Below are 20,685 nucleotides of genomic sequence, written 5' to 3' on the forward strand. Positions count from 1 at the left end.
ATGCCAGCTAATTTTCTGGCATCCTTTGTTGTTACAAGGTTAACTGGTTTTCATAGGATTCTTGGAATTTTTGAATATCGCCCGCACCCATAAAAACAATTACACTATTTTGGTGTTTCTCTAGCAGAGAAGTATTTTCTTCTGACAATATTTCAGCACCCTCAATTTTCGTTTGCAGATCCTGGATTGTCAATTTTCCATGGTTTTCTCTAGCAGATCCAAAAATTTCACATAAATAGGTCTTATCTGCAAGTCTCAAGCTTTTTGCAAAATCCTCGAGGAAAGCCTGTGTTCGTGAAAACGTATGTGGCTGAAACACCGCTACAATTTCCCGATCCGGGTATTTTTGATTCGCTGCATCAATGGTAGCCTTAATTTCTGTTGGGTGATGAGCATAATCGTCAATTAATATTTGTGACCCAATTCGTTTTTCGGAGAATCTTCTCTTCACACCTTGGAAGCTGCTCAATTGTTCCTTAACAATCGAAACATCAATTTCCTCATAGTGACACACCCCAATGACCGCAAGCGCATTTAACACGCTGTGCTCCCCAAATGAGGGTATCGTAAAGGTATCGTAGAGGGTATTGCGAATAAAAACATCAAAGGTTGTTCCACTGGTGGTTTTGATAAGATTTTTGGCTTGGTAGTCATTCTCCTCGTCAAAGCCATAAAATAATACTGGAACCTTTGCTTGAATTTTTTGAAGCTGTTCATCATCCCCGTATGCGAATATCCCCTTCTTAACTTGGACGGCCATTTCCTGAAATGCTGAAAAAACATCATCAATATTGGCAAAATAATCAGGGTGATCAAAGTCAATGTTTGTCATGATTGCATAATCAGGAAAATAGGACAAAAAGTGCCTTCTATATTCACAGGCTTCGAAAACAAAATATTTAGAGTCTTCCTCACCCTTACCTGTACCGTCACCAATTAAAAACGAAGTTGGCTTTGCACCTTTAATGACATGGGCAAGTAGACCTGTTGTTGATGTTTTACCGTGTGCACCCGTAACCGCCACGCTGGTAAAATTGTGCATAAAATCGCCTAAAAATCGGTGGTAACGAATAATCGGTAACCCGAGCTTCATAGCCTCTTGAATTTCCTCATGTGTATCAGGAAAAGCATTACCAGCAATAATTGTCATCCCCGGTTTAATATTTTCCTTTTGAAAGGGGAGAATCTTTATTCCTGATTGTTCAAGGGCTAGTTGAGTAAAAAAGCGCTTTTCGACATCGGAGCCTTGTACATCGAAATTTATATCATGAAGAATTTGTGCTAACGCACTCATTCCTGACCCCTTTATACCTACAAAATGGTAAATAGTCATATAAAGAACCTCCAACCAACGTCTATCTGTAAAACAGTATATGACATCTAACTTGAAATGCTAATTTTAACCCGTATAGGGTATTGTGATACTTTAATTCACTAACGTAAAAAAATATATAAGTAATTCACATTTAAGTATTATAACATTGTTTAGTAATAAAAACTATTTGATACTTCTTCACTTTTTATTTTTTGTTCTTGTCATCAAAAAATACGAAGATTAATTTATTGTGCCGGCATCGTGCAGTGACTCTAAATCTGATTCTGTAATCAAAACTTCTCTCGGCTTGCTGCCATTAGCACTTGTAATAAAGCCATTGGATTCGAGCATATCCATTAGTCTTGCCGCCCGGTTATACCCGATTTTAAATCTACGTTGTAAGCTAGAGGTGGACGCAAGCCCCTGCTCAATAATAAATTCACAGGCTTCAAAAAAGAGTTCATCTTCATCCTCTGTAATCTGTGCCTTTTTTAAAAGTTCCTCTTGCTCAAATAGATAATCAGGCTCACGCTGATCTCTGACGTGTCCAACAACAAGGTCAATTTCCTCATCTGACACATAAGTTCCTTGAAGACGAACAGGTTTTGAAGAACCATTTTCTAAAAAGAGCATGTCGCCACGGCCAAGCAATTTCTCAGCACCACTTATATCAATAATCGTCCGAGAATCGACCTGTGATGACACAGAGAAGGCAATCCGGGTTGGAATGTTCGCTTTAATTAAGCCGGTAATAACATCCACCGAAGGTCTTTGCGTCGCCACAATTAAATGAATCCCACATGCTCTTGCTTTTTGAGCAATCCTACAAATCGCTTCTTCAACATCTGCTGGTGACATCATCATTAAATCAGCTAATTCATCAATAATGATTACGATAAATGGCAGTTTATCAGAGTATTGCTTATGTTTGATTGCAAGCTCATTAAATCGATTGATGTCACGAACTCCAGTATGCGCAAAAAGTTCGTAACGTCTTTCCATTTCATCAACAGCCCATTTCAATGCAGCAGTCGCTGCCTTTACATCTGTAATAACTGGACTAACTAGATGTGGTATTCGATTATAAGGGGCAAGCTCTACCATTTTAGGGTCAATCAATAATAGCTTTACATCTTCAGGACTTGCCTTAAACAATAAACTCACGATGATTGTGTTAATACATACACTCTTTCCGGAACCTGTAGCTCCAGCAATTAATCCATGGGGCATTTTCTTAAGGTCTGTCACGATCGGTTTTCCGGATATATCCAAACCAAGTACAGCTGTTAACGGAGATGATGACTCTCGGAAAACTGGGCTCTGAATAATTTCATTGATTAAAACTGGCCGTGATTTTTGATTTGGCACTTCAATACCAATCGTATGTTTACCTGGGATTGGTGCTTCAATCCGAATGTCTCTTGCTGCCAGACTCAATTTGATATCATCGCTTAAGTTTGTAATTTTATTTACCTTAACGCCCGGTTCTGGTTGGACCTCAAAACGAGTCACAGCTGGTCCTTGCGTAACATTTACAACTTTTGCACCGATATTAAAATTTTTCAATGTTTGATTTAATAGTTCTTGTTGGTGGGTTAACCACTCCGTGTCATTTTCAACTTTGACTGGTGGACTTAACAAGTTCATTTGAGGAAACTCGTATGCATCTGACCAAACTTCTACCGTTGTTTCCGCACTTTCTCTGCTTTCGATATCATTTGATTCTGCTGGAACCACAATTGTTTCTACGATAGCCTTTTCAGAAGGTACTTCTGTTGGCATTAATCGTCTTCTTTTGTTTTCTTCCCATTTTACTTTATCCTGTTTTAACATCATAACATTGAAAGGGAGATGAGATCGTTTTGGTGTGTATAATTCTCTAGATTCTGGATTACTTACTTCCATTTTCGTCTCAATAGCCGGTTCATCTACAATAGCCTCATCTACGGGTCCAACCTCATTAATCTCAACTGCAGTTTCAACCTCAAAAGTCTCGACAACAGTTTCAACCTCAATAGTCTCAACTACGGGTCCAACCTCATTAATCTCAACTGCAGTTTCAACCTCACTAGTCTCAACTACAGTTTCAACCTCACTAGTCTCATCTACAGTTTCAACCTCACTAGTCTCATCTACAGTTTCAACCTCACTAGTCTCATCTACAGTTTCAACCTCACTAGTCTCAACTACAGTTTCAACCTCACTAGTCTCAACTACAGTTTCAACCTCACTAGTTTCAACAACAGTTTCAACCTCAAAAGACTCAACTACAGCTTCAACCTCAATAGCCTCAACTACAGTTTCAACCTCAATAGTTTCAACTACGGGTCCAAACTTAAGAGTATCGACTATTGGTTCGACTTCAATTTTCTCACTTACTTCAGATAACCCTACTGCTGTCTCAAGTGCAGCCATTTCCACTTCAGGCACGGCATCTTTTGCCATTACATAGGAAATAGAATTAAATTGATCTTCTATTTCATCCTCTAAAAAATGACTTAACTCATGCTCGACAACTTTCTCTTTATGTCTAGCCGGTCTGCTCAAACCAAAAATAGGTGAAGGAACTTCGGTCAACTGAAATGGCTTTTTCTTCGTTGAAGGTGCACTTATTTTATTTTCTACAATACTCTTCGGTTCTGAACTTTTTAATTCAGAACGGTGCTCAATCCTTTTTTGTCGGTCTGGTTTTACAGTTTTTGTGGTTGGAACCTCTGCTTTTACCTGTAAGTGTAGTTTCCCTTTTGGATACTGATATGAAATTTTCGTATCTAGATGTTGACCACCCTCATGTATCTTAGGAGGAAACGACCTTTCCTGTTGCTTGTTATGTATGTCATATTCAGCATATTCATCTTCTTTGTCCTTTATAAACTTTTGGAAAAAGTTTTGGATCCAGCTCAAAACTATCACTCTTTCTACAATTTCTATCACTCTATTTTAACAGGTATTATTAATTTTTCGACAAAAAATCTTAGAATAAGTCGATATAATCTCCTAATGGAAGATATTACATAAAAGCCAATCAAAAAAGACCACTTATCGTGATCCTTTATCGCCCTTATTACCTGTCTTCCCTAAAATGAATATCGGTTCTAATTCTCCATCCTCATATAAAAAGGATAACGCCGTTATTGGCACCCTTCCACTAGCAAAGAAGCTCATTGCCATTTGTGCTAAAACATCATACCCCGTATTGTTTTGAATATCAGCAATGATCAAGACATCTTGATGTGGTACTGCAAGGACCATTGTCCCGGTAATTTTTTTTTGCATTTCATTTAAAAAGCCTTTATTTAGAATTCTACTCGCATCATACCCATCATTAGAATTTAAAAAATAAAACGTATTACCAGCTACGTGATCTTCTTTCACTGTTGTCTCCAATGATCTGACATTAAATAAGGCAATTTCTTTAATCCGGCTAGCCTGCCAGCCTTCCTTTTCCATAATTCGCGCATCGATTAATCTATACGTTGTCCCCATATCATAAGCGTAATATATTTTTGTTTCCGCTGTGTGCTCTTCTGTTAAAAAAGCTACACCCTCTTCCGCTTCTGTTGGAAATGAAGTAGATCGAATAACCGGAAAAATCTTTTTCTCGTGGTCAGTTAACTGGACAGTGTCCGTCATGGCCTTTAGACCTTGTACTACATAATAAACGACTTCATCAATAGCCTTTTCTTTCTCGGTGTGCCACTTAGCAACAATCCCCGCTAATGATATTGTTATTCCTTTTCCAATCGTTTTATGTTCGATTCGAAGTTGATCCTGTTTTCGATCATATGTTATTAGCCGATCATCTGCAGCTAAGCGTGATTCTAATTCTCGTTTCATTTTAATGCTATCCATTTTCATTTGTATCCCTCCATACCCCCTTCATTGTACATGAAAAACCCTCCATCTCAAAAAAAGAAGGAGGGTAAACATTAATTATTTTAGACCATTAATAAATTCTTCGATTTCCTCTTGGGTTTTCCGATCCTTACTTACAAAACGACCAAGTTCTTTTCCATGTTCAAATGCGATAAAGCTGGGAATACCATAAACCTCTAGTTGTTGGCATAAATCAATAAACTGATCGCGGTCTATATGAATAAAAGTAAATTCGCTATGATTTGCCTCTACCTCTGGGAGAATGGGCTCAATTACGCGGCAATCAGGGCACCAATTCGCAGAAAACATAAAAATCGTTTTTCCGCCATCGCGGAGTTCTTCAAATTGCTCCATGGACGTTAAATTTTTCATAGTACAACAGCTCCTCATTTATTTTTCATTTACAACTGATTTAATCATTTCTGTCATCACCGCAGCTTCATTTTTCATGCTGCTTGTTTTGATCAGGGTAGTGATTTTTGTTCCACCGATACCAATCGTCATTTCGTTCATATCTTCTTCAAGTTTCTTAATAATTAAAAATCCAAACTGATCGTCTTTCTTAAATTGCTCATTAATCTCTAGTTCTTTATTTTGTGCAACAGTTGCTTGATAAACGACATTACTTTGTTTGTTTTCTTGCGGATTATTAAAAAGTATATATTGTTTTGATCCATTTTTTAATAAAATATTATTCGGAGATTCCTCATCGATTTCATAACCAAAGGGCATATAAAAGTTAATATCTCCACTTTTTTTGTTTGGCTTTTTTGCTTTTTCATTAAGTGCTTCTTTTACTACACCAATCGTTTTTTTACTTTCTGCTTTAAAATTTGATTTTCCACAGGCACTTAGTAAAAGAATCGATACGATTACAATCAAAATGGCTTTAAAGTATTTCAGCTATTTTCGCCTCCTATATACGACCAATGACCTATCTCTATCATACATTCCATAATATTTAAAAAACAAGTCTTTTGTCGATTTTCGCCGTCGGAATAGCAGAAATTTCATTTTTTGTATTCAAATATCACTTCTTAGTGCCCTTTTGATAGTAATATTGGCCTACTAGAAGGTTGATAAGATGGGAAAACATCTCTGAACGGTTAATCAAACCATTCGTAAAGATTCCAACGGCCCCTTCATTTTTGCGAACATTTTCTTTTTTAGCATAATCATCCATAACCGGACCAAGCTCTTCACCAGCTCTTAATCGTTCTGCAATTTCATTGGGTAAAAGAAACCTGGCTCCACCTGCAATAATCGGCTCCCTATCTTTTGAAGCTAGTGCACCCCAATTACACAATAATAAACCGTGAGCGGATTCCTGTACCCCTCCCTCCAGTCCAATGCCAATATCGCCATTCCCCATTTGCAACGCACCCACTGATCGGTTAATTGCGCCCTTAATCGTCTCTTCATCAGAAAAAGGCTGTTCACTTACTCCTGAAGGAATGTCAAGACTAAGAAACTCTGTTTGTTGATAATGAAAAGCATTTTTCACTGCAGCAACTTTTGCTGGATTGTTGGAACCGATAATTATTTTCATTTCTGATTCTCCTTTTATACACATAAAAGGAAGGCATAAGCATGCCTCCCCATTAAAAATTTAACTGTTCGCTTTGATGGTGTCTACTGTTGTTTGGTCACAAGCCTTTACTAGTTTTACGATTAATTCCTTCGCTGCTGCATAGTCATCGACATGGATCATAGAAGCATGTGTATGAATATAGCGTGAGCAGATGCCGATTACACCACTTGGAACACCTTCATTGGACTGATGAACGCGTCCTGCATCGGTTCCACCTTGTGAGACAAAGTATTGGTAAGGGATCTTGTTTGTTTCTGCCGTATCAAGAATAAACTCTCGCATTCCTCGGTGTGTCACCATTGATCTGTCGAGAATTCGGAGTAATGCTCCCTTGCCTAATTGACCAAATTCTGATTTACTTCCTGACATATCATTTGCTGGGCTTGCATCTAAGGCAAAAAAGATATCTGGATTAATCATATTAGCAGCCGTTTGTGCGCCACGGAGACCGACTTCCTCTTGAACCGTTGCTCCAGAATATAAAATATTCGGTAAGGTTTCATCTTTTACTTCCTGGAGCAGTTCAATCGCAAGACCACAGCCGTATCGGTTATCCCAAGCCTTTGCGAGTATTTTCTTTTCATTCGCCATTGGCGTAAACGGACAAATTGGCAGGATGGATTGACCAGGTCTAATCCCAATTTTTTCTGCATCCTCTCGGTCGTCAGCACCAATATCTATCAGCATATTTTTAATTTCCATTGGCTTGTTACGCTGGGATTCGTTTAGAAGATGCGGAGGAATCGAGCCTATGACTCCAATTACAGGTCCATTGTTCGTCATTACCTGTACCCGCTGTGCTAGTAAGACCTGGCTCCACCAACCACCAAGCGGTTGAAATCTGATCATCCCATTATCCGTTATTTGCGTAACCATGAACCCGACTTCATCCATATGCCCAGCAACCATAATGGTTGGACCCGTTTGATTACCTTTTTTAACGCCAAAAATACTGCCTAATTTATCTTGGACAATTTCATCCGAGTATTGAGCTAATTGCTCTCTCATAAAGTTTCTCACTAAATGCTCATTTCCAGATGCTCCTGGTAGTTCCGTTAACGTTTTAAAAAGATTTAATGTCTGTTCTTTCAAAGTAAGTTCCCCCTCAACTATGTATCTAAATCAATATGTATATGTTAATATTACTGAAATTTTGACTGGCTTACCACCGATTTGTTATGTTCTTTACCCTAAATGAGATATACTGGAAATAAGAGAAAAACTGAATTCTTGGAGGTGCCTTATGAATTGGAAATCATTTATCCTTGGTGCCGCAGTTGGAGTCATCAGCGGCTATGCGGTGAAGGAAGTCATTTCACAAAAAACATATGTTTCACCTGAAAAAGTATTAGAAACCGTAAAAAAGCAATTCAGCCAAAATGGTCCGATTAACGGCTCTTGGATCCATATGGTCGTAGAGCCTTTTGAAAAACACCAAATCAACTATCAGGTTTATAAGGGCGGTATTTCAAAAAACAAAAATGGTGTTAATGAACAATTCGAATTTATTGCCGATGCTCAGACTGGAACACTTTTAGATGTGAAAGCCTCGTTGGATCCAGCCCTATAAAAGACGTAAAGCCGTATCCAACAGGGGTACGGCTGTATTATTTTATATCGTTCCTTATTTTACTCTCTTTATACTGTCAAGAATTTGCCCATCTACTCCCCATTTTACTGCTCGATAATATGCATCATGATAAAAAGTAAACCAAACGTTTTTATCCTGTGCATATTCACCCCATTTTACCTTTGCGGCGATAGAGTCCATTGGATAATCGTCATAGGCCATTACCCATAATGGATTTTTATGAGCATGTGTCGGCATTAAGTCTGCCATATGGAGGGCGATTTCGCCTTCATCCTCAACTATCAAGATCGAATGGCCATTGCTGTGACCACCAGTATGGTGCATGCTAATGGCTCCCAAACTCCATTTTTCATCAAAAGTAATCACTTGAGACTCAATCGCTTCCCAATTTTCTTTCCAATATGTACTTTTCGAACGGATATTTGGATTTCTCATTTCATTCCATTCTATGGTTGAGGTAATAATTTGGGCATTAGGGAAGGTTGATTGATAAACTCCATCTTCTAACCTAGTCAGCCCGCCAACATGATCATTGTGTAGATGCGTCATCAAAACATAATCGATATCATCAGGAACCAACCCCAATTGTTGTAAGGAACCTTCCACGTCAGATTCAGCAGTAACACCAAAATTCCGAAGTTGTTTTTCCGATAATTTCCCTTTACCAAGTCCAGCTTCGATCATAATATTCTTGCCGTCCATTTGGATTAAGATTGGTTCTGTAGGCAATTCAATTAGATTTTTGTCATTAGGCGGATACTTTTTCGCCCATAATGCTTTAGGAACGACACCAAACATGGCTCCACCATCTAAATTCGTAACACCACCTGAAAGCCACGTTAGCTGAACTCTGCCAATTTTCAACGTTTCCATCCTCTTCCTCCTTTGCCCTGTTAATATATTTTACCATATACAAAATAAGGCAGCCCTAAAAAAGACTGCCTCCCGCATTAGTTTTGATATTTGACTTCACAACGGTAAATACGGTTTCCCATTTCAGAGAACTTTTGCTCATATTCTGTCATGATATTTCCTTCATAGTCACTTTTGTGCAAGTCTAGGCTAAGGAAGGTTAATAATAAACCATATTCAGAAAAACTTTTTAATGAATACTCGAATAAGCCTTGATTATCGGTTTTGAAATGAATTTCACCTTTATCAACCAAGATGTCTTCATACAACTTTAAATAATCCTTGTACGTTAACCTTCTTTTTTCATGACGAGTCTTTGGCCACGGATCGGAAAAATTCAAATAGACTCGATCGATATCATTTTTTTCAAAGTATTTATTTAAATCATTGGCATTGACATTGAGCAGTCTTAAATTTGGTAAATCTTCTTCAATTAATCGATCTAAAGCAGCAACGATTACGGAGTCGTAAATCTCGATTCCCATATAATTAATGTCTGGATGCGCCTTTGCCATTTCGGTAATAAAGCGACCTTTTCCAGTCCCAACTTCGATATGAAGAGGCTGGTCATTATTAAAAACTTCATGCCACTTACCCTTATAGTTTTCTGGATTAGCGACAATATATTGCGGATGCGCCTCTATATGTTCCCTTGCCCATGGTTTATTTCTAAGTCTCATTATGCCACTCCTAAATCTTATATTGTTTTTATTATTGGTAATAATGGGTGACCCCATTAATGTATAAACAAAAAAAGAATTCACAACCTAACTGTGAATTCTTTTTTATTTTCACTTGAAAGGGTGTATCAACATGCCATTAAGTCATCAGGACCAAGTTTCCTTACTAAAAGACATTTTAAATAATCACCAAACCGATTGCTGTGGATCTGTTTCTGAATGTGAACAATTGGAACGATTAGTGAAATCTCTGATGGTTAACACACAAATTGATCAAAATGTTAAAACCGTTTTGCAAGAGGTATATGATTACAGCCAATTCGGTGCTCAAACTGCTGATCTGGATGAACACATTCATTCTAATCAAGGAAATTTGTCACAATGGGTGTCTAATATTGATTCGTTTTCTTAATTAAAGAAGGTTATCTAAAAAAGTGATCCATGTTTCCATTTCCTGAATTCTATCTTTGTTTTTGTACCATTGGATCGAAGATAGGGTTTGCAGTGCGACATACCATTTCATTCTTAGTTTTAAGTTTTCTGTCAATGGTTTCCCGTACATGGTTAACCAACTATTCCAGTTATCTTCAGGAATGTACCAATAAAGCAGCATGCCAAGGTCAATGGCCGGGTCAGCAATCATTGCACCATCCCAGTCAATTAAATACAACTGGTTGTCTTCTGTAAGCAGCCAGTTGTTATGGTTGACATCACCATGACAAACCACTTTTTCTTTACATGTGACATTTGCTGCCTCATTTTGTAAAAAATTCAGCGTTTTCTTTACGGCAGGTAATGATAACACTTCTTCATCCAATTCCTCCATTATTGAATGAAAAATCGTATCTGGCTGTAAAGGCTGCTTTTCAAGCCTGCTTAACATCCCTACCATCGGTTCCGAGCGGTGAATCTTCCGGAGCATCCTGGCAACATGCTCATGGTTCATGTCAGAAGGCTTTAATTCACGTCCAGGCAGCCATTGCTGTGCAGTAATGACATCTCCGTTTGCCAATCGTCTTGTCCAAACAAGCTTTGGGACGATTCCTTCTGCAGATAATACTGCTAGGAATGGTGAGGAATTGCGTTTTAGAAAAAGTCTTTGGTCTTCAAAGCAAGCAAAAAAGGCCTCTCCCGTTTTACCCCCCGCAGGGACAATTTCCCATTCTTGTCCTAATATATGTTCCAAAATTGTTCACCTTCAATGTATGCCGTTCTCAAATGGGCGAAAACACCCATTTAGTAGTTAAAGTAGAAATATAATATATAAAAATAAAAAAAGCTATTGGACGATAACACACAATAGCCATTATACTAAATTTTATCTCCAATTAGCTTTTGTAGTCAAGTAAATCTGAACAAACTATTTTTTTGCCAAAATTGTTAAACAAACGGGTTCCAGCACCAGTTCTTTGCTAGAAATAAATTCATTGGAATAAATTCCCGCTTTTTTATCATTGGCGAGCAGCCTCCATTTACCTTCTGGAATTTGAATTGGTTGTTTACTCCTTAGCGGATTAATGAGTAAAAGAACCTCTCGAAATTCATTACCTTGGTTCTGAAGACAAAATCCAATCAGTGGATTTTGCAGCGGTAAAATTTGAATATGTGCCCTTATTTCTTCCGCTGATTTTAATCGAAAACAAGTTAACTGTTTTCGAATTTGTATCATTCCTTTAATATAGTGAACGTTTTCTATATACTGGTGCTTTCGATCCCAGTCAAGTTGGTTAATATGATCTGGTGATTTATAGCTATTCCCATCGCCTCGCTTTGTTCGGAAGAATTCCTGTCCGCTGTGAAGAAATGGAATCCCCTGCGATACTAATACAAGACCCGTAGCAAGCCGGTGATATTTGATATGGAATTGATGATCTAAATCAGGCAGACACGAAACGAGTTTATCCCACATCGTGTGATTATCATGGCATTCCACATAATTTACTGATTGTGAGGGGTTAGTGAAAAGACCGCTCTCTTTTTTAACGAATCCAATGCTTCCAGCAATGGTTTCGATTGCTGCGTCATGGTAATGCTCATTTCCAAGTACATATCCTTTATCATACAAGTAAAAGGTATTCCCTTTTATGCAATCGCGGAATTTGTCATTAAATTGACCAATATCCGGAAGCTTTGATTGATTGCGAATAATTGCTTTTTTTTCAATTGGAAGTGGAGTGTTTAGATTCCAGCCCTCGCCGATAATTAGGGTTCCCTGTTGAATACTGTCACAAGTTTTTCTAACGTCCATCATCGTTTCACTATCTAAAATCCCCATTAAATCGAAACGAAAACCATCTATATGATATTCCTCCATCCAAAACCGGATCGAATCGAGGATGAATTTTTTTACCATTTTTCTCTCCGAGGCAATATCATTTCCGACTCCTGTTCCATTTGCTGGAAAACCAAGCTCATTATGGCGGAAGTAATAACCTGGAACTATTTTTTCAAAGGATGAAGTTTCGCGAATATATAAATGATTATAAACAACATCCATAATCACTCTTATTCCTTGGCTATGAATAGAATCAATTAATTGCTTGAGTTCCATGATTCTGGCATAGGGATCGGAAGGGTTTGTTGCATACGAACCCTCCGGAACATTGAAGTGAATCGGGTTATACCCCCAGTTGTATTCTTTATGAGGGTCTAATTCATCGACTCCTGCAAAATCATTGAAAGGCAGGAATTCGATATGAGTAATACCTAGATCCTTTACATAAGAAAGACCAGTGAGTTGTCCGTCTTTACCTTTTGTATTGATCTCACCAGCACCAAGAAAAAGTCCTTTATGTTCCGCGCCGCTATTTGGATGGATGGTGAAATCCCTGATATGCGTTTCGTAAATGATGGCGTCTACTGGATTCTCACAAGGAGGCAACACCGGTTTCTCCCTGTATGTTTTCTCTAACTTTACGATTACGCCATGCTCTCCATTTGCAGTAACCGCTACAGCATAAGGATCAACTGATTCTTGCCATTCTTGATTCACTAAAACTAGAAAAGTATATTGATAAAGTTCTAAATCAGCATTAACAACAGATGACCAAACACCTTTCTCCTCACGTCTCATCTTTATAATTTCGGAAAAGGAATTTTTCGGCTGCCTTAATTTTAATTTAACTTGCGTTGCGGTTGGAGCCCAGATCTTAAATTGTGTTTGATTGTCCCTACAACTCACGCCTAGATCATTTCCATCATAGTAAAACCGTTCATCAAAAATATCTGTTCGAATGACTGCTCCTATTTGAAGATCTGTTTTCCCCCCATGCTCATCTAAAATCCAATAGGGATGGCCAAAAGAAATTTCTTCCTCCAGCTTACAAATATATTTATTATTATTCTCAATTTGTTGTTTTTGGATAATTTGAATAGCTCTGCTCTTTTGTGATTCGTCTGTAATCGAGAAAGTGGAAGACAAGCCTTGATGATAGGAAAGTGGAAGAAGAATCGTAATGATATCTATCTCATCTAAATAGGCTAGGAAATTACGTTCATTGGAGTTCATTCGAATCCCTCTCTTTCAAATCAGTTTCTCTCATACTTCACACCCTCGTTAACACCTTAATGGTTTTTGTTTTCACATGAATCTTTAAAGGAGTAAATCCAATATTTTCACCATCCGCATGGACATATAAGGAGGATGAGGAGTGAATCGCAACTGCTTTGCCTTTAAAGGTTTTCACCTCTTTAAAATGAACATGCTTTCCCCAAAAAACACTGATAAAGACTGCTAATAGCTTTAACCTTGATAAATGATGAACGACTGTAATATCTAAGAGACCATCATCCGGCACTGCCTCTGGAGCAATCTTCATGCCGCCTCCGTAATAGGCTTGGTTGGAGACAGTTACAAACCATGTTTGTTCAAGTATATGCCTACGCCCATCAATTGATAAATCAATTGTGGAGGTTTTATAAGAAAATAGTTTTTTTAATAAAAAATACACATATACCAGTCGGCCTAAAGATAGTTTATTGAGCCAGGCTTTCACTTTGGAGTGGTTCACTTCATAGGAGATCAACGCATCAAACCCGGCGCCCATATTATTAATGAAAAAATGCTCGGAATCATCTTTCATGGTAATTTTGCCAACATCTATTAAAGGAGCTTCTGTTTTCATGAGGCGAAGAATAGCTTCTAACGCTTCTTCTGGATGGGTAGGAATATGAAATCCTCTTGAAAAATCATTTCCAGAACCTCCTGGCACGAATCCAAGAGTAATATTGGTATGGTTTATTATTCCATTGACCACTTCGCTGATTGTACCGTCGCCGCCAACAGCAATAATGACTTTATCCTCATTATTGCTGTTGGCAAATTGTTCTGCTAGTTTGATCACATGCCCATGGTATTCTGAAAAGAAAGCTTTGAAGGGGATCTGATTATTGATTAATTTTGCTTCAACTCTTTTCCAGATAGTTAAACAGTAGCCATTCCTCGCTTTAGGATTGATAATAAAATAAATTTGTTTCATACAACCAACCTTTAATGTTAATTTTCTCTTTTTATTCCAAGTGGTAACTCGTTTTCACCTCGTACTTTGGTGTTTTATCAAGATGTGTTTGGTATAATACTACCTCATTCACCTTAAATCTAAGTGGTTCTGGCTGAACCGCGTTCCAACTATCAAGGAGTTCTATATGAAATTGTTGATCTCCTGCCCACTTCCTGGCAAGGGTAATATGAGGTTTAAAAGGTCTTGTTTCAAGTTGAAATCCAGCTTCCCTGCAAGCCGTAAACACTTTTTTCCTAACTCCATGTAACTCAGTACTAGCCTTTGTATCCACCCAGAAAATCCGTGGTGAATCTACTTTTCCAAAGGTTCCAAGCTTGTTCATTTCTAAAAAAAATCCCTTTGTATCGCGTAATGCCTCAAGAACATTTTCCACAGCAATAGAAAGTTTTTCAGAAGGAGCATTGCCTAAAAAAGCTAGTGTAATATGCAAGTCTTGATGATGAACCCAGCGATTAAATGGAAAAAGTTCTTTTAACTGCTCACTATTCTTTTTCATCATTAATTTAGTTTCTTCGGGTATTTTTATCGCGAAGAAATAATGTGTTTGCTGATTCATAACTTATCATCCACTTTCTTATTTTAGACTATTTTTTACAACTTGTATGTATGATAAAACTTCGATTCCTTTTAAAAAAATGTGCATCAGACTTTTTTCATCTGCTGCACATTTTACTATTACTTATCTAACTAGGATACCGCATTGTTTCTCAATTTCTTTTTCAAATAGTTTTTGCAGTTTTTTGGTGATTGGACCTGGAGCTCCTTCATTTACCTTATTCCCGTTTATCTCAATTATTGGCGTTACTTCAGCTGTTGTACTTGATAAGAATACCTCTTCTGCTTCAGCAAGCTCTACTACCGTGAATGTCCGCTCAATAACCGGGATATTATTTTTTCCACAAAGGTCCAAAATAACATCTTTTGTAATCCCTTTTAGGATTAGGTTATTTGATTCATGTGTGATTACTGTTCCATCTTTTACAATAAAGATATTCGAGGAGCTGCCTTCAGTAACATCTTGGCCCCGGTGTTGAATGGCTTCAAAACAACCCTGCTCGCTTGCCTTTTGTTTCGCCATTAGATTTGCAAGTAAATTTAAGCTTTTAATATCACAGCGAAGCCAGCGAATATCCTCCGTCAAAATTGTCTTTACTCCTGTTTTCAAGTTGTCGAGCGGTCTAACTGCCCGAATGGCATAGGCAATAAGTGTGGGAGGAACATTACCGGCTGGAAAAACATGATTTCGTGGTGCAACCCCTCGAGTGACTTGCATATAAATATTGCCTGTTTCAAGATTATTTTTACTAAGAAGTTCTTCTATCATTTCCGTTAATTGCTGCGGGGTATATGGCAACGAAATTCCTATACTTTCAGCGCTTTTAGCAAATCTAGTTAAATGTTCAGCTGCCGTAAACATTTTACCATTATAAACACGAATTACTTCGTAAACACCATCACCAAACTGATAGCCACGATCTTCGACATCTACCTTGGCTTCTGAACGCTCAATAATTTCTCCATTTACTAATGCATATTCCATTCTTCCACTTCCCTTGTTAATTTTACTTGGCTAATTCATAAATTGCCTGTGCATATATGGCCGTTGCTTTCAATAAATCATCGATATCAATATATTCATCCTTTTGATGCGCAATATCTGGTCTGCCTGGAAACAAAGGACCAAATGCCACCCCTGCTTTTAAGGAACGGGCATAGGTTCCTCCGCCAATGGCAATCAATTCAGCCTTTTCACCGGTTTGTTCTTCGTAAACCTTTTTCAATGTTTGGATCAAGAATTCATTCTCGTCCACGTGATGTGGCTTTGTATCTTTATATTTTGAAATGACAAAAGCTTCATTCAACAAAAGAGCATCTAGCTTTTCTTTGGTAGCATCCATATTGTTCGTCACCGGGTATCTGCAGGTCATTCCGATGCTTCCACCCGATTTAGGAGAATAAGAAAGTTTGCCCGGGTTAATCGTTAACTCACCAGAGATATCATCCGAATATGAAACTCCAAGGTTCACACCTCTCGAATCATTATAAAAATAGGTTGATACGAATTTGAAATAATGGGCAGCCGAATCGTCTACGTCTAATTTAGAGAGGAATTCTGCTAAAAATAATCCCGCATTTCTCCCATTTTTCGGCTCCATTCCGTGAGCAGATATTCCTTTTACTACAAGGATTAACTCTCCGTTTTCAACATATGAGCTATTTTCTATTTCTACTTGCTTCATGAAATCTGTGTAACGTTGGACTACCTCCATTTGATTCGCTTTAATGTTTAATCGGGCTGTTGCAAAATCCGGAACCATATTGTATCTTTGTCCGGAAGTAAAGCTAAGAACTTCTACATTTGCTGTTCCTGTTCCTGTTTCTGCACCGGACATTTTCTGGGTCATATCTAAATCAGCGATTCCCTTTTCAGCATTAATAATCGGAAAATCCGCGTCAGGTGCGAAACCTAAGGTTGGCATTTCCTCTTCTTTAAAATAATGCTCGACACAGCGCCAATCGCTTTCTTCATCGGTACCGATAATCATCCGCACACGCTTATTGATTGGCACCCCCAGCTCTTTAACAATTTTCATCGCATAATAAGCAGCCATCGTCGGGCCCTTATCATCAATTGCACCACGGGCATATATTTTCCCATCGCGAATTTCAGCAGCAAAAGGATCACTAGTCCAGCCATCACCTTCTGGAACAACATCAACATGGCAGAGAATACCGAGCAGCTCCTCTCCTTGACCAAATTCTAAGTGCCCTGCTAAATTTCCAACATTCTTGGGAATAAATCCATCCTTTTCACCAAGTATCAGCATAAAATCTAACGCTTCTTTCACACCTTTTCCAAGTGGGGCATCAGGAAATGTATGTTCTTCATCTAACAGACTCTTAATATGTAATAGGTTCCGTGTGTCTTTTAAAAGTTCAGCTTTTCTCTTTTCAACTTCATCCATCCAATTTATCTTTATCAATGGTGTGTTCCTCCTTGATTTACACGTTTGCCCAATATCTTATCAATTTTTCTATGAAAAACGAAATGATTTTTCAACTTGTCCCACTGTTAATTTACACAAAATTCAATTAATTTGTCATAATCTTAACATTTACACCCATAGACTATAGTAAGAATCACGAAAGGGAGGCGAAAAAACGAAAATTCTTGTAAAGTTGTTGTGTTTTTTATGTAAATTATTCACTAATGGTGGAAATTTTCAGAAATTGTGGTTACAATAATTGTAAGTCATCTGGGTATCCACTACAACTATCTATTTTCTAAAGGAGTTGTCTGCGGAAGAAAATTACATACTAATCAAAGAGGCTGTCGGTAGAGGGATTACGCCATAGGTTTGAAATTAGGATAGGGAGTGGTTCTTTGAAACCTTCGACTAACCGGATGTTAAACCGCATCAAATGCATCTACATGTTTATACGTAACAAAGGTACAGTCACGACGCAAGAACTTGTAGAGGAATTTGGTATCACTCCTCGCACCATTCAACGAGATTTAAATGTTTTAGCCTATAATGACTTGGTTATAAGCCCAAGCCGCGGAAAATGGACAACAACACAAAAGAAAGTAAAAATGTCGTCATAAATATATAAAAAACACAGCAAACTAGTCCTGAGGGCTAGTTTTTTTTTGAATTTTTTCATTTAAATCCCTACTACCCTATGATATATTAGTATAATACTTTAACGCCTAAAAGCGTTTGAGCATAAAAGACTTTTACGAGGGTAGGAAACCATGGAAAATAATCAAGAGTTAAAAAAAGGATTACTACCAAGACATGTCCAGTTTATTGCGTTAGCAGGCATGATTGGTACAGGAATTTTTAAAGGAAGTTCTGATACATTAAATATTGCCGGACCTAGTGTTGTTTTTACCTATTTGATTGGAGGGTTATTATTATTTATTGTGATGGCCGCCTTAGGTGAAATGGCAATTGCTTTTCCGAACCACAACGTCCAATTGCTCCTTTATAAAGCATTTGGTTTTCAGCTATCGTATATAAATGGATGGCTGTATTGGATAAACTGGACCATCGTTATCACTGTTGAACTGTTAGCAGCAGGAAGCTTTCTACAATTTTGGTATCCTTCGATTCCCTTATGGCTTCTTAGCCTGTTCTGTGCAGCCATTATCATTGGCATTAATTTATTTCCAGTTAAATACTATGGTGAGCTGGAGTTTTGGTTTGCTGGGATCAAGATTGTTGCATTAGTTGCTTTTATCTTACTAGGTGCTCTCATTATATTTGGGATTATGCCAAGTAATATTGAGGATCCACTTTCAAATTATACAGCACATGGCGGTTTTTTCCCTCATGGATGGAGTGGAATGCTGAGTGCGTTTTTGGTGGTTATGTTTTCTTATGGCGGAGCAGAATTAATTGGGGTGGCGGTTACCGAGACAAAGGATGCGGAGCGCGTCATGCCAAGTATTATTAAAGGTGCTGTTTGGAGGGTAATTATTTTTTATATCTTCCCTATCTTAATTATTTGCGGCATTATGCCTTGGAATCAAGTAACCGGTCAAAACAGTCCATTTGTTCAAGTTTTCAATATTACTGGATTACCAGGTGCTGCACATGTGATGAATTTCATCCTTCTTACTGCTGTCCTTTCGGCTGCAAACTCTGGTATCTATGCAACATCGAGAACTCTTTTTTCAATGGCTAAAAGCGGAGTTGCGCCGAAAAGCTTGATGAAAACCACTAGAAACGGGATTCCCATTATCGGACTTATGATTACAACCGTTTTTATTTTAGCTGGGGTTTTCTTAGCCTACATTAGTCCTGATAAAATCATCAGTTATCTTATGACCATACCGGGTTTCACGGTTATGTTGGTTTGGATAGGCATCTGTGCAGCCCATTTAAAGCTTCGATCACAGTATAAAGTTAAACCATCCTTTCAAGTAAAGTGGTTCCCATTTACTACTATTATTGCCATTTTAGCGTTGAGTTTAATTTTTATTGGATTTATTTTCAGTCCAAACAATCTAATCGGCACAACCGTTTCCTTAGTAATTGTGGGAGTCCTAATCATCCTTTCATTTATAGCAAAAAAGAAGAAGTGATCTCCTTATTGGGGGGCCACTTCTTCTTTTTCGTTTTGAGGTATTCACCCGTAATTGTGACCATAAATATGTCAACTTTTAATTACGGGCACTATCCAACCTTTATTGTGACCATAATTTCGCCAACTTTAATTACGGGCACTATCCACCCTTTATTGTGACCGTAATTTCGCCAACTTTAATTTACGGGCACCATCCAATCTTTATTGTGACCATAATTTCGCCAACTTTAATTTACGGGCACTCAAAATTAAACAAATAACTTTATTCTTCCTCTTTAAAAAGTTCATAAAGAAATCTTTTTCTATTCTCTAAAAAATATTTCGTCAGCGTGTAATGGTCTGTACTTTCATAGTCGATTTTTGAAATTTGACCGTGGTCGAAGCTATAGATTTCAGCATCTGGATACCCTAGCAGGATCGGAGAATGTGTGGCAATGATGAACTGAGCAGCCCCTTGTGTTTCAAGGTCATGGATGACTTTCAAGAGAGATAATTGTCGTGCAGGAGATAATGCCGCCTCTGGTTCATCCAATAAGTATAGCGCTTCTCCATTAAACCGATTGAGAAATAAGGACAAAAACGATTCTCCATGGGATTGTTTTAATAATGATTTTCCCCCGTAGTCTTTAAATCCATTCTCATCTACATCATCAATATGAGTAGCAAAATGATAAAACGATTCTGCTCGCAAAAAGAAGCCATTGGTAACTTTAGGCATCCAAGAAAGCTTTATGTATTCACTAAGCTCTGAATCTTTCTCATATACTTCATAAAAATTATTTCTTCCGCCGCCTGCAGTATTAAAACCACATTGGTCAGCAATCGCTTCTAATAAAGTAGATTTCCCTGATCCATTTTCACCCACAAAGAAGGTAACATTCCTTTCAAACTTCAACTCATTGAGGCTCGTTATTGATGGAATCGAAAAAGGGTAATCACTAACGTTTGGAACGTTATCTTTTAATAAAGCAACTCTTTTTAAAAACATAATCAGTCACCACTCATTTTTATCTTTGTTACCATTTTACACGATAAATGTAAAAAACAGCTTTACTTTTTAGTAAAGCTGCGTGCTTTCCTTTTGGCTACTATTCGGCATATTAATG

Annotated in this window: 20 protein-coding genes; 4 read left to right on the forward strand and 16 right to left on the reverse strand. The window is 37.8% G+C overall.

The genetic code is table 11. The annotated features are described in order from the left end of the window. Positions 1-31: 31 nt before the first annotated feature. The 7 genes from murC to BLR86_RS06060 form a co-directional block, all read right to left on the reverse strand. Positions 32-1,333 (reverse strand): UDP-N-acetylmuramate--L-alanine ligase, encoded by a 1,302-nt coding sequence (murC, locus tag BLR86_RS06030; RefSeq protein WP_090759296.1) that lies wholly within the window; start codon positions 1,331-1,333, stop codon positions 32-34. 222 nt (positions 1,334-1,555) lie between these two features. Continuing rightward, a complete protein-coding gene (locus tag BLR86_RS06035; protein ID WP_090759298.1) occupies positions 1,556-4,219 on the reverse strand; it encodes a DNA translocase FtsK in 2,664 nt (887 codons plus the stop codon). 135 nt (positions 4,220-4,354) lie between these two features. Next, positions 4,355-5,167, reverse strand: coding sequence for a DUF1444 domain-containing protein (locus BLR86_RS06040; RefSeq protein WP_090759454.1), 813 nt, complete (start codon positions 5,165-5,167; stop codon positions 4,355-4,357). Positions 5,168-5,248: 81 nt separating this feature from the next. After that, positions 5,249-5,563 (reverse strand): thioredoxin family protein, encoded by a 315-nt coding sequence (locus BLR86_RS06045; protein WP_090759300.1) that lies wholly within the window; start codon positions 5,561-5,563, stop codon positions 5,249-5,251. An 18-nt stretch (positions 5,564-5,581) separates the two neighbouring features. Then, a complete protein-coding gene (locus BLR86_RS06050; protein ID WP_254782238.1) occupies positions 5,582-6,073 on the reverse strand; it encodes a hypothetical protein in 492 nt (163 codons plus the stop codon). Between the two features lie 148 nt (positions 6,074-6,221). Continuing rightward, complete coding sequence (locus BLR86_RS06055; protein ID WP_090759304.1) at positions 6,222-6,740, reverse strand: DUF84 family protein; 519 nt, start codon at positions 6,738-6,740, stop codon at positions 6,222-6,224. A gap of 60 nt (positions 6,741-6,800) precedes the next feature. After that, entirely contained in the window at positions 6,801-7,874 is a 1,074-nt protein-coding gene (locus BLR86_RS06060) for a M42 family metallopeptidase (protein WP_090759306.1), read from the reverse strand. 151 nt (positions 7,875-8,025) lie between these two features. Here BLR86_RS06060 and BLR86_RS06065 point away from each other — a divergent pair, with 151 nt between their 5' ends. After that, on the forward strand, positions 8,026-8,352 hold the full coding sequence (locus tag BLR86_RS06065; protein ID WP_090759308.1) for a PepSY domain-containing protein: 327 nt from the start codon (positions 8,026-8,028) through the stop codon (positions 8,350-8,352). Between the two features lie 54 nt (positions 8,353-8,406). Here the strand turns inward: BLR86_RS06065 and BLR86_RS06070 are convergent, their stop codons facing one another. Then, complete coding sequence (locus BLR86_RS06070) at positions 8,407-9,246, reverse strand: YtnP family quorum-quenching lactonase (protein ID WP_090759310.1); 840 nt, start codon at positions 9,244-9,246, stop codon at positions 8,407-8,409. A 77-nt stretch (positions 9,247-9,323) separates the two neighbouring features. Beyond that, positions 9,324-9,965 (reverse strand): tRNA (guanosine(46)-N7)-methyltransferase TrmB, encoded by a 642-nt coding sequence (gene trmB / locus BLR86_RS06075; protein WP_090759312.1) that lies wholly within the window; start codon positions 9,963-9,965, stop codon positions 9,324-9,326. A gap of 133 nt (positions 9,966-10,098) precedes the next feature. Between trmB and BLR86_RS06080 the strand changes: the two genes are divergently transcribed. Continuing rightward, positions 10,099-10,377 carry a YtzH-like family protein gene (locus BLR86_RS06080; protein ID WP_090759314.1) on the forward strand — a complete coding sequence of 93 codons (279 nt, stop codon included), beginning with the start codon at positions 10,099-10,101 and terminating at the stop codon, positions 10,375-10,377. Here the strand turns inward: BLR86_RS06080 and BLR86_RS06085 are convergent, their stop codons facing one another. The 6 genes from BLR86_RS06085 to pepV form a co-directional block, all read right to left on the reverse strand. After that, the gene (locus BLR86_RS06085; RefSeq protein WP_090759316.1) at positions 10,378-11,151 is read right to left on the reverse strand and encodes a phosphotransferase family protein; all 774 of its coding nucleotides are present in this window, start codon (positions 11,149-11,151) and stop codon (positions 10,378-10,380) included. It lies immediately after the preceding gene. 174 nt (positions 11,152-11,325) lie between these two features. After that, entirely contained in the window at positions 11,326-13,473 is a 2,148-nt protein-coding gene (gene pulA / locus BLR86_RS06090; protein ID WP_090759318.1) for a type I pullulanase, read from the reverse strand. Between the two features lie 37 nt (positions 13,474-13,510). Then, positions 13,511-14,443, reverse strand: coding sequence for a diacylglycerol/lipid kinase family protein (locus BLR86_RS06095; protein ID WP_090759320.1), 933 nt, complete (start codon positions 14,441-14,443; stop codon positions 13,511-13,513). 31 nt (positions 14,444-14,474) lie between these two features. Next, positions 14,475-15,041 (reverse strand): RNA 2',3'-cyclic phosphodiesterase, encoded by a 567-nt coding sequence (gene thpR, locus BLR86_RS06100; RefSeq protein WP_090759321.1) that lies wholly within the window; start codon positions 15,039-15,041, stop codon positions 14,475-14,477. A 123-nt stretch (positions 15,042-15,164) separates the two neighbouring features. Then, positions 15,165-16,025 carry a D-amino-acid transaminase gene (gene dat / locus BLR86_RS06105; protein ID WP_090759323.1) on the reverse strand — a complete coding sequence of 287 codons (861 nt, stop codon included), beginning with the start codon at positions 16,023-16,025 and terminating at the stop codon, positions 15,165-15,167. 22 nt (positions 16,026-16,047) lie between these two features. Next, the gene (gene pepV / locus BLR86_RS06110; RefSeq protein ID WP_090759325.1) at positions 16,048-17,469 is read right to left on the reverse strand and encodes a dipeptidase PepV; all 1,422 of its coding nucleotides are present in this window, start codon (positions 17,467-17,469) and stop codon (positions 16,048-16,050) included. Between the two features lie 401 nt (positions 17,470-17,870). Here pepV and BLR86_RS06115 point away from each other — a divergent pair, with 401 nt between their 5' ends. Further along, the gene (locus tag BLR86_RS06115) at positions 17,871-18,092 is read left to right on the forward strand and encodes a DeoR family transcriptional regulator (protein WP_063252171.1); all 222 of its coding nucleotides are present in this window, start codon (positions 17,871-17,873) and stop codon (positions 18,090-18,092) included. Between the two features lie 150 nt (positions 18,093-18,242). Further along, complete coding sequence (locus tag BLR86_RS06120; RefSeq protein WP_090759327.1) at positions 18,243-19,577, forward strand: amino acid permease; 1,335 nt, start codon at positions 18,243-18,245, stop codon at positions 19,575-19,577. A 264-nt stretch (positions 19,578-19,841) separates the two neighbouring features. On the opposite strand, the gene BLR86_RS06125 is transcribed toward BLR86_RS06120, so the two are convergent. Further along, a complete protein-coding gene (locus BLR86_RS06125) occupies positions 19,842-20,567 on the reverse strand; it encodes an AAA family ATPase (protein ID WP_090759329.1) in 726 nt (241 codons plus the stop codon). Positions 20,568-20,685: the final 118 nt, after the last annotated feature.

Source organism: Bacillus sp. OK048, assembly GCF_900103525.1.
GTDB lineage: Bacteria > Bacillota > Bacilli > Bacillales > Cytobacillaceae > Neobacillus.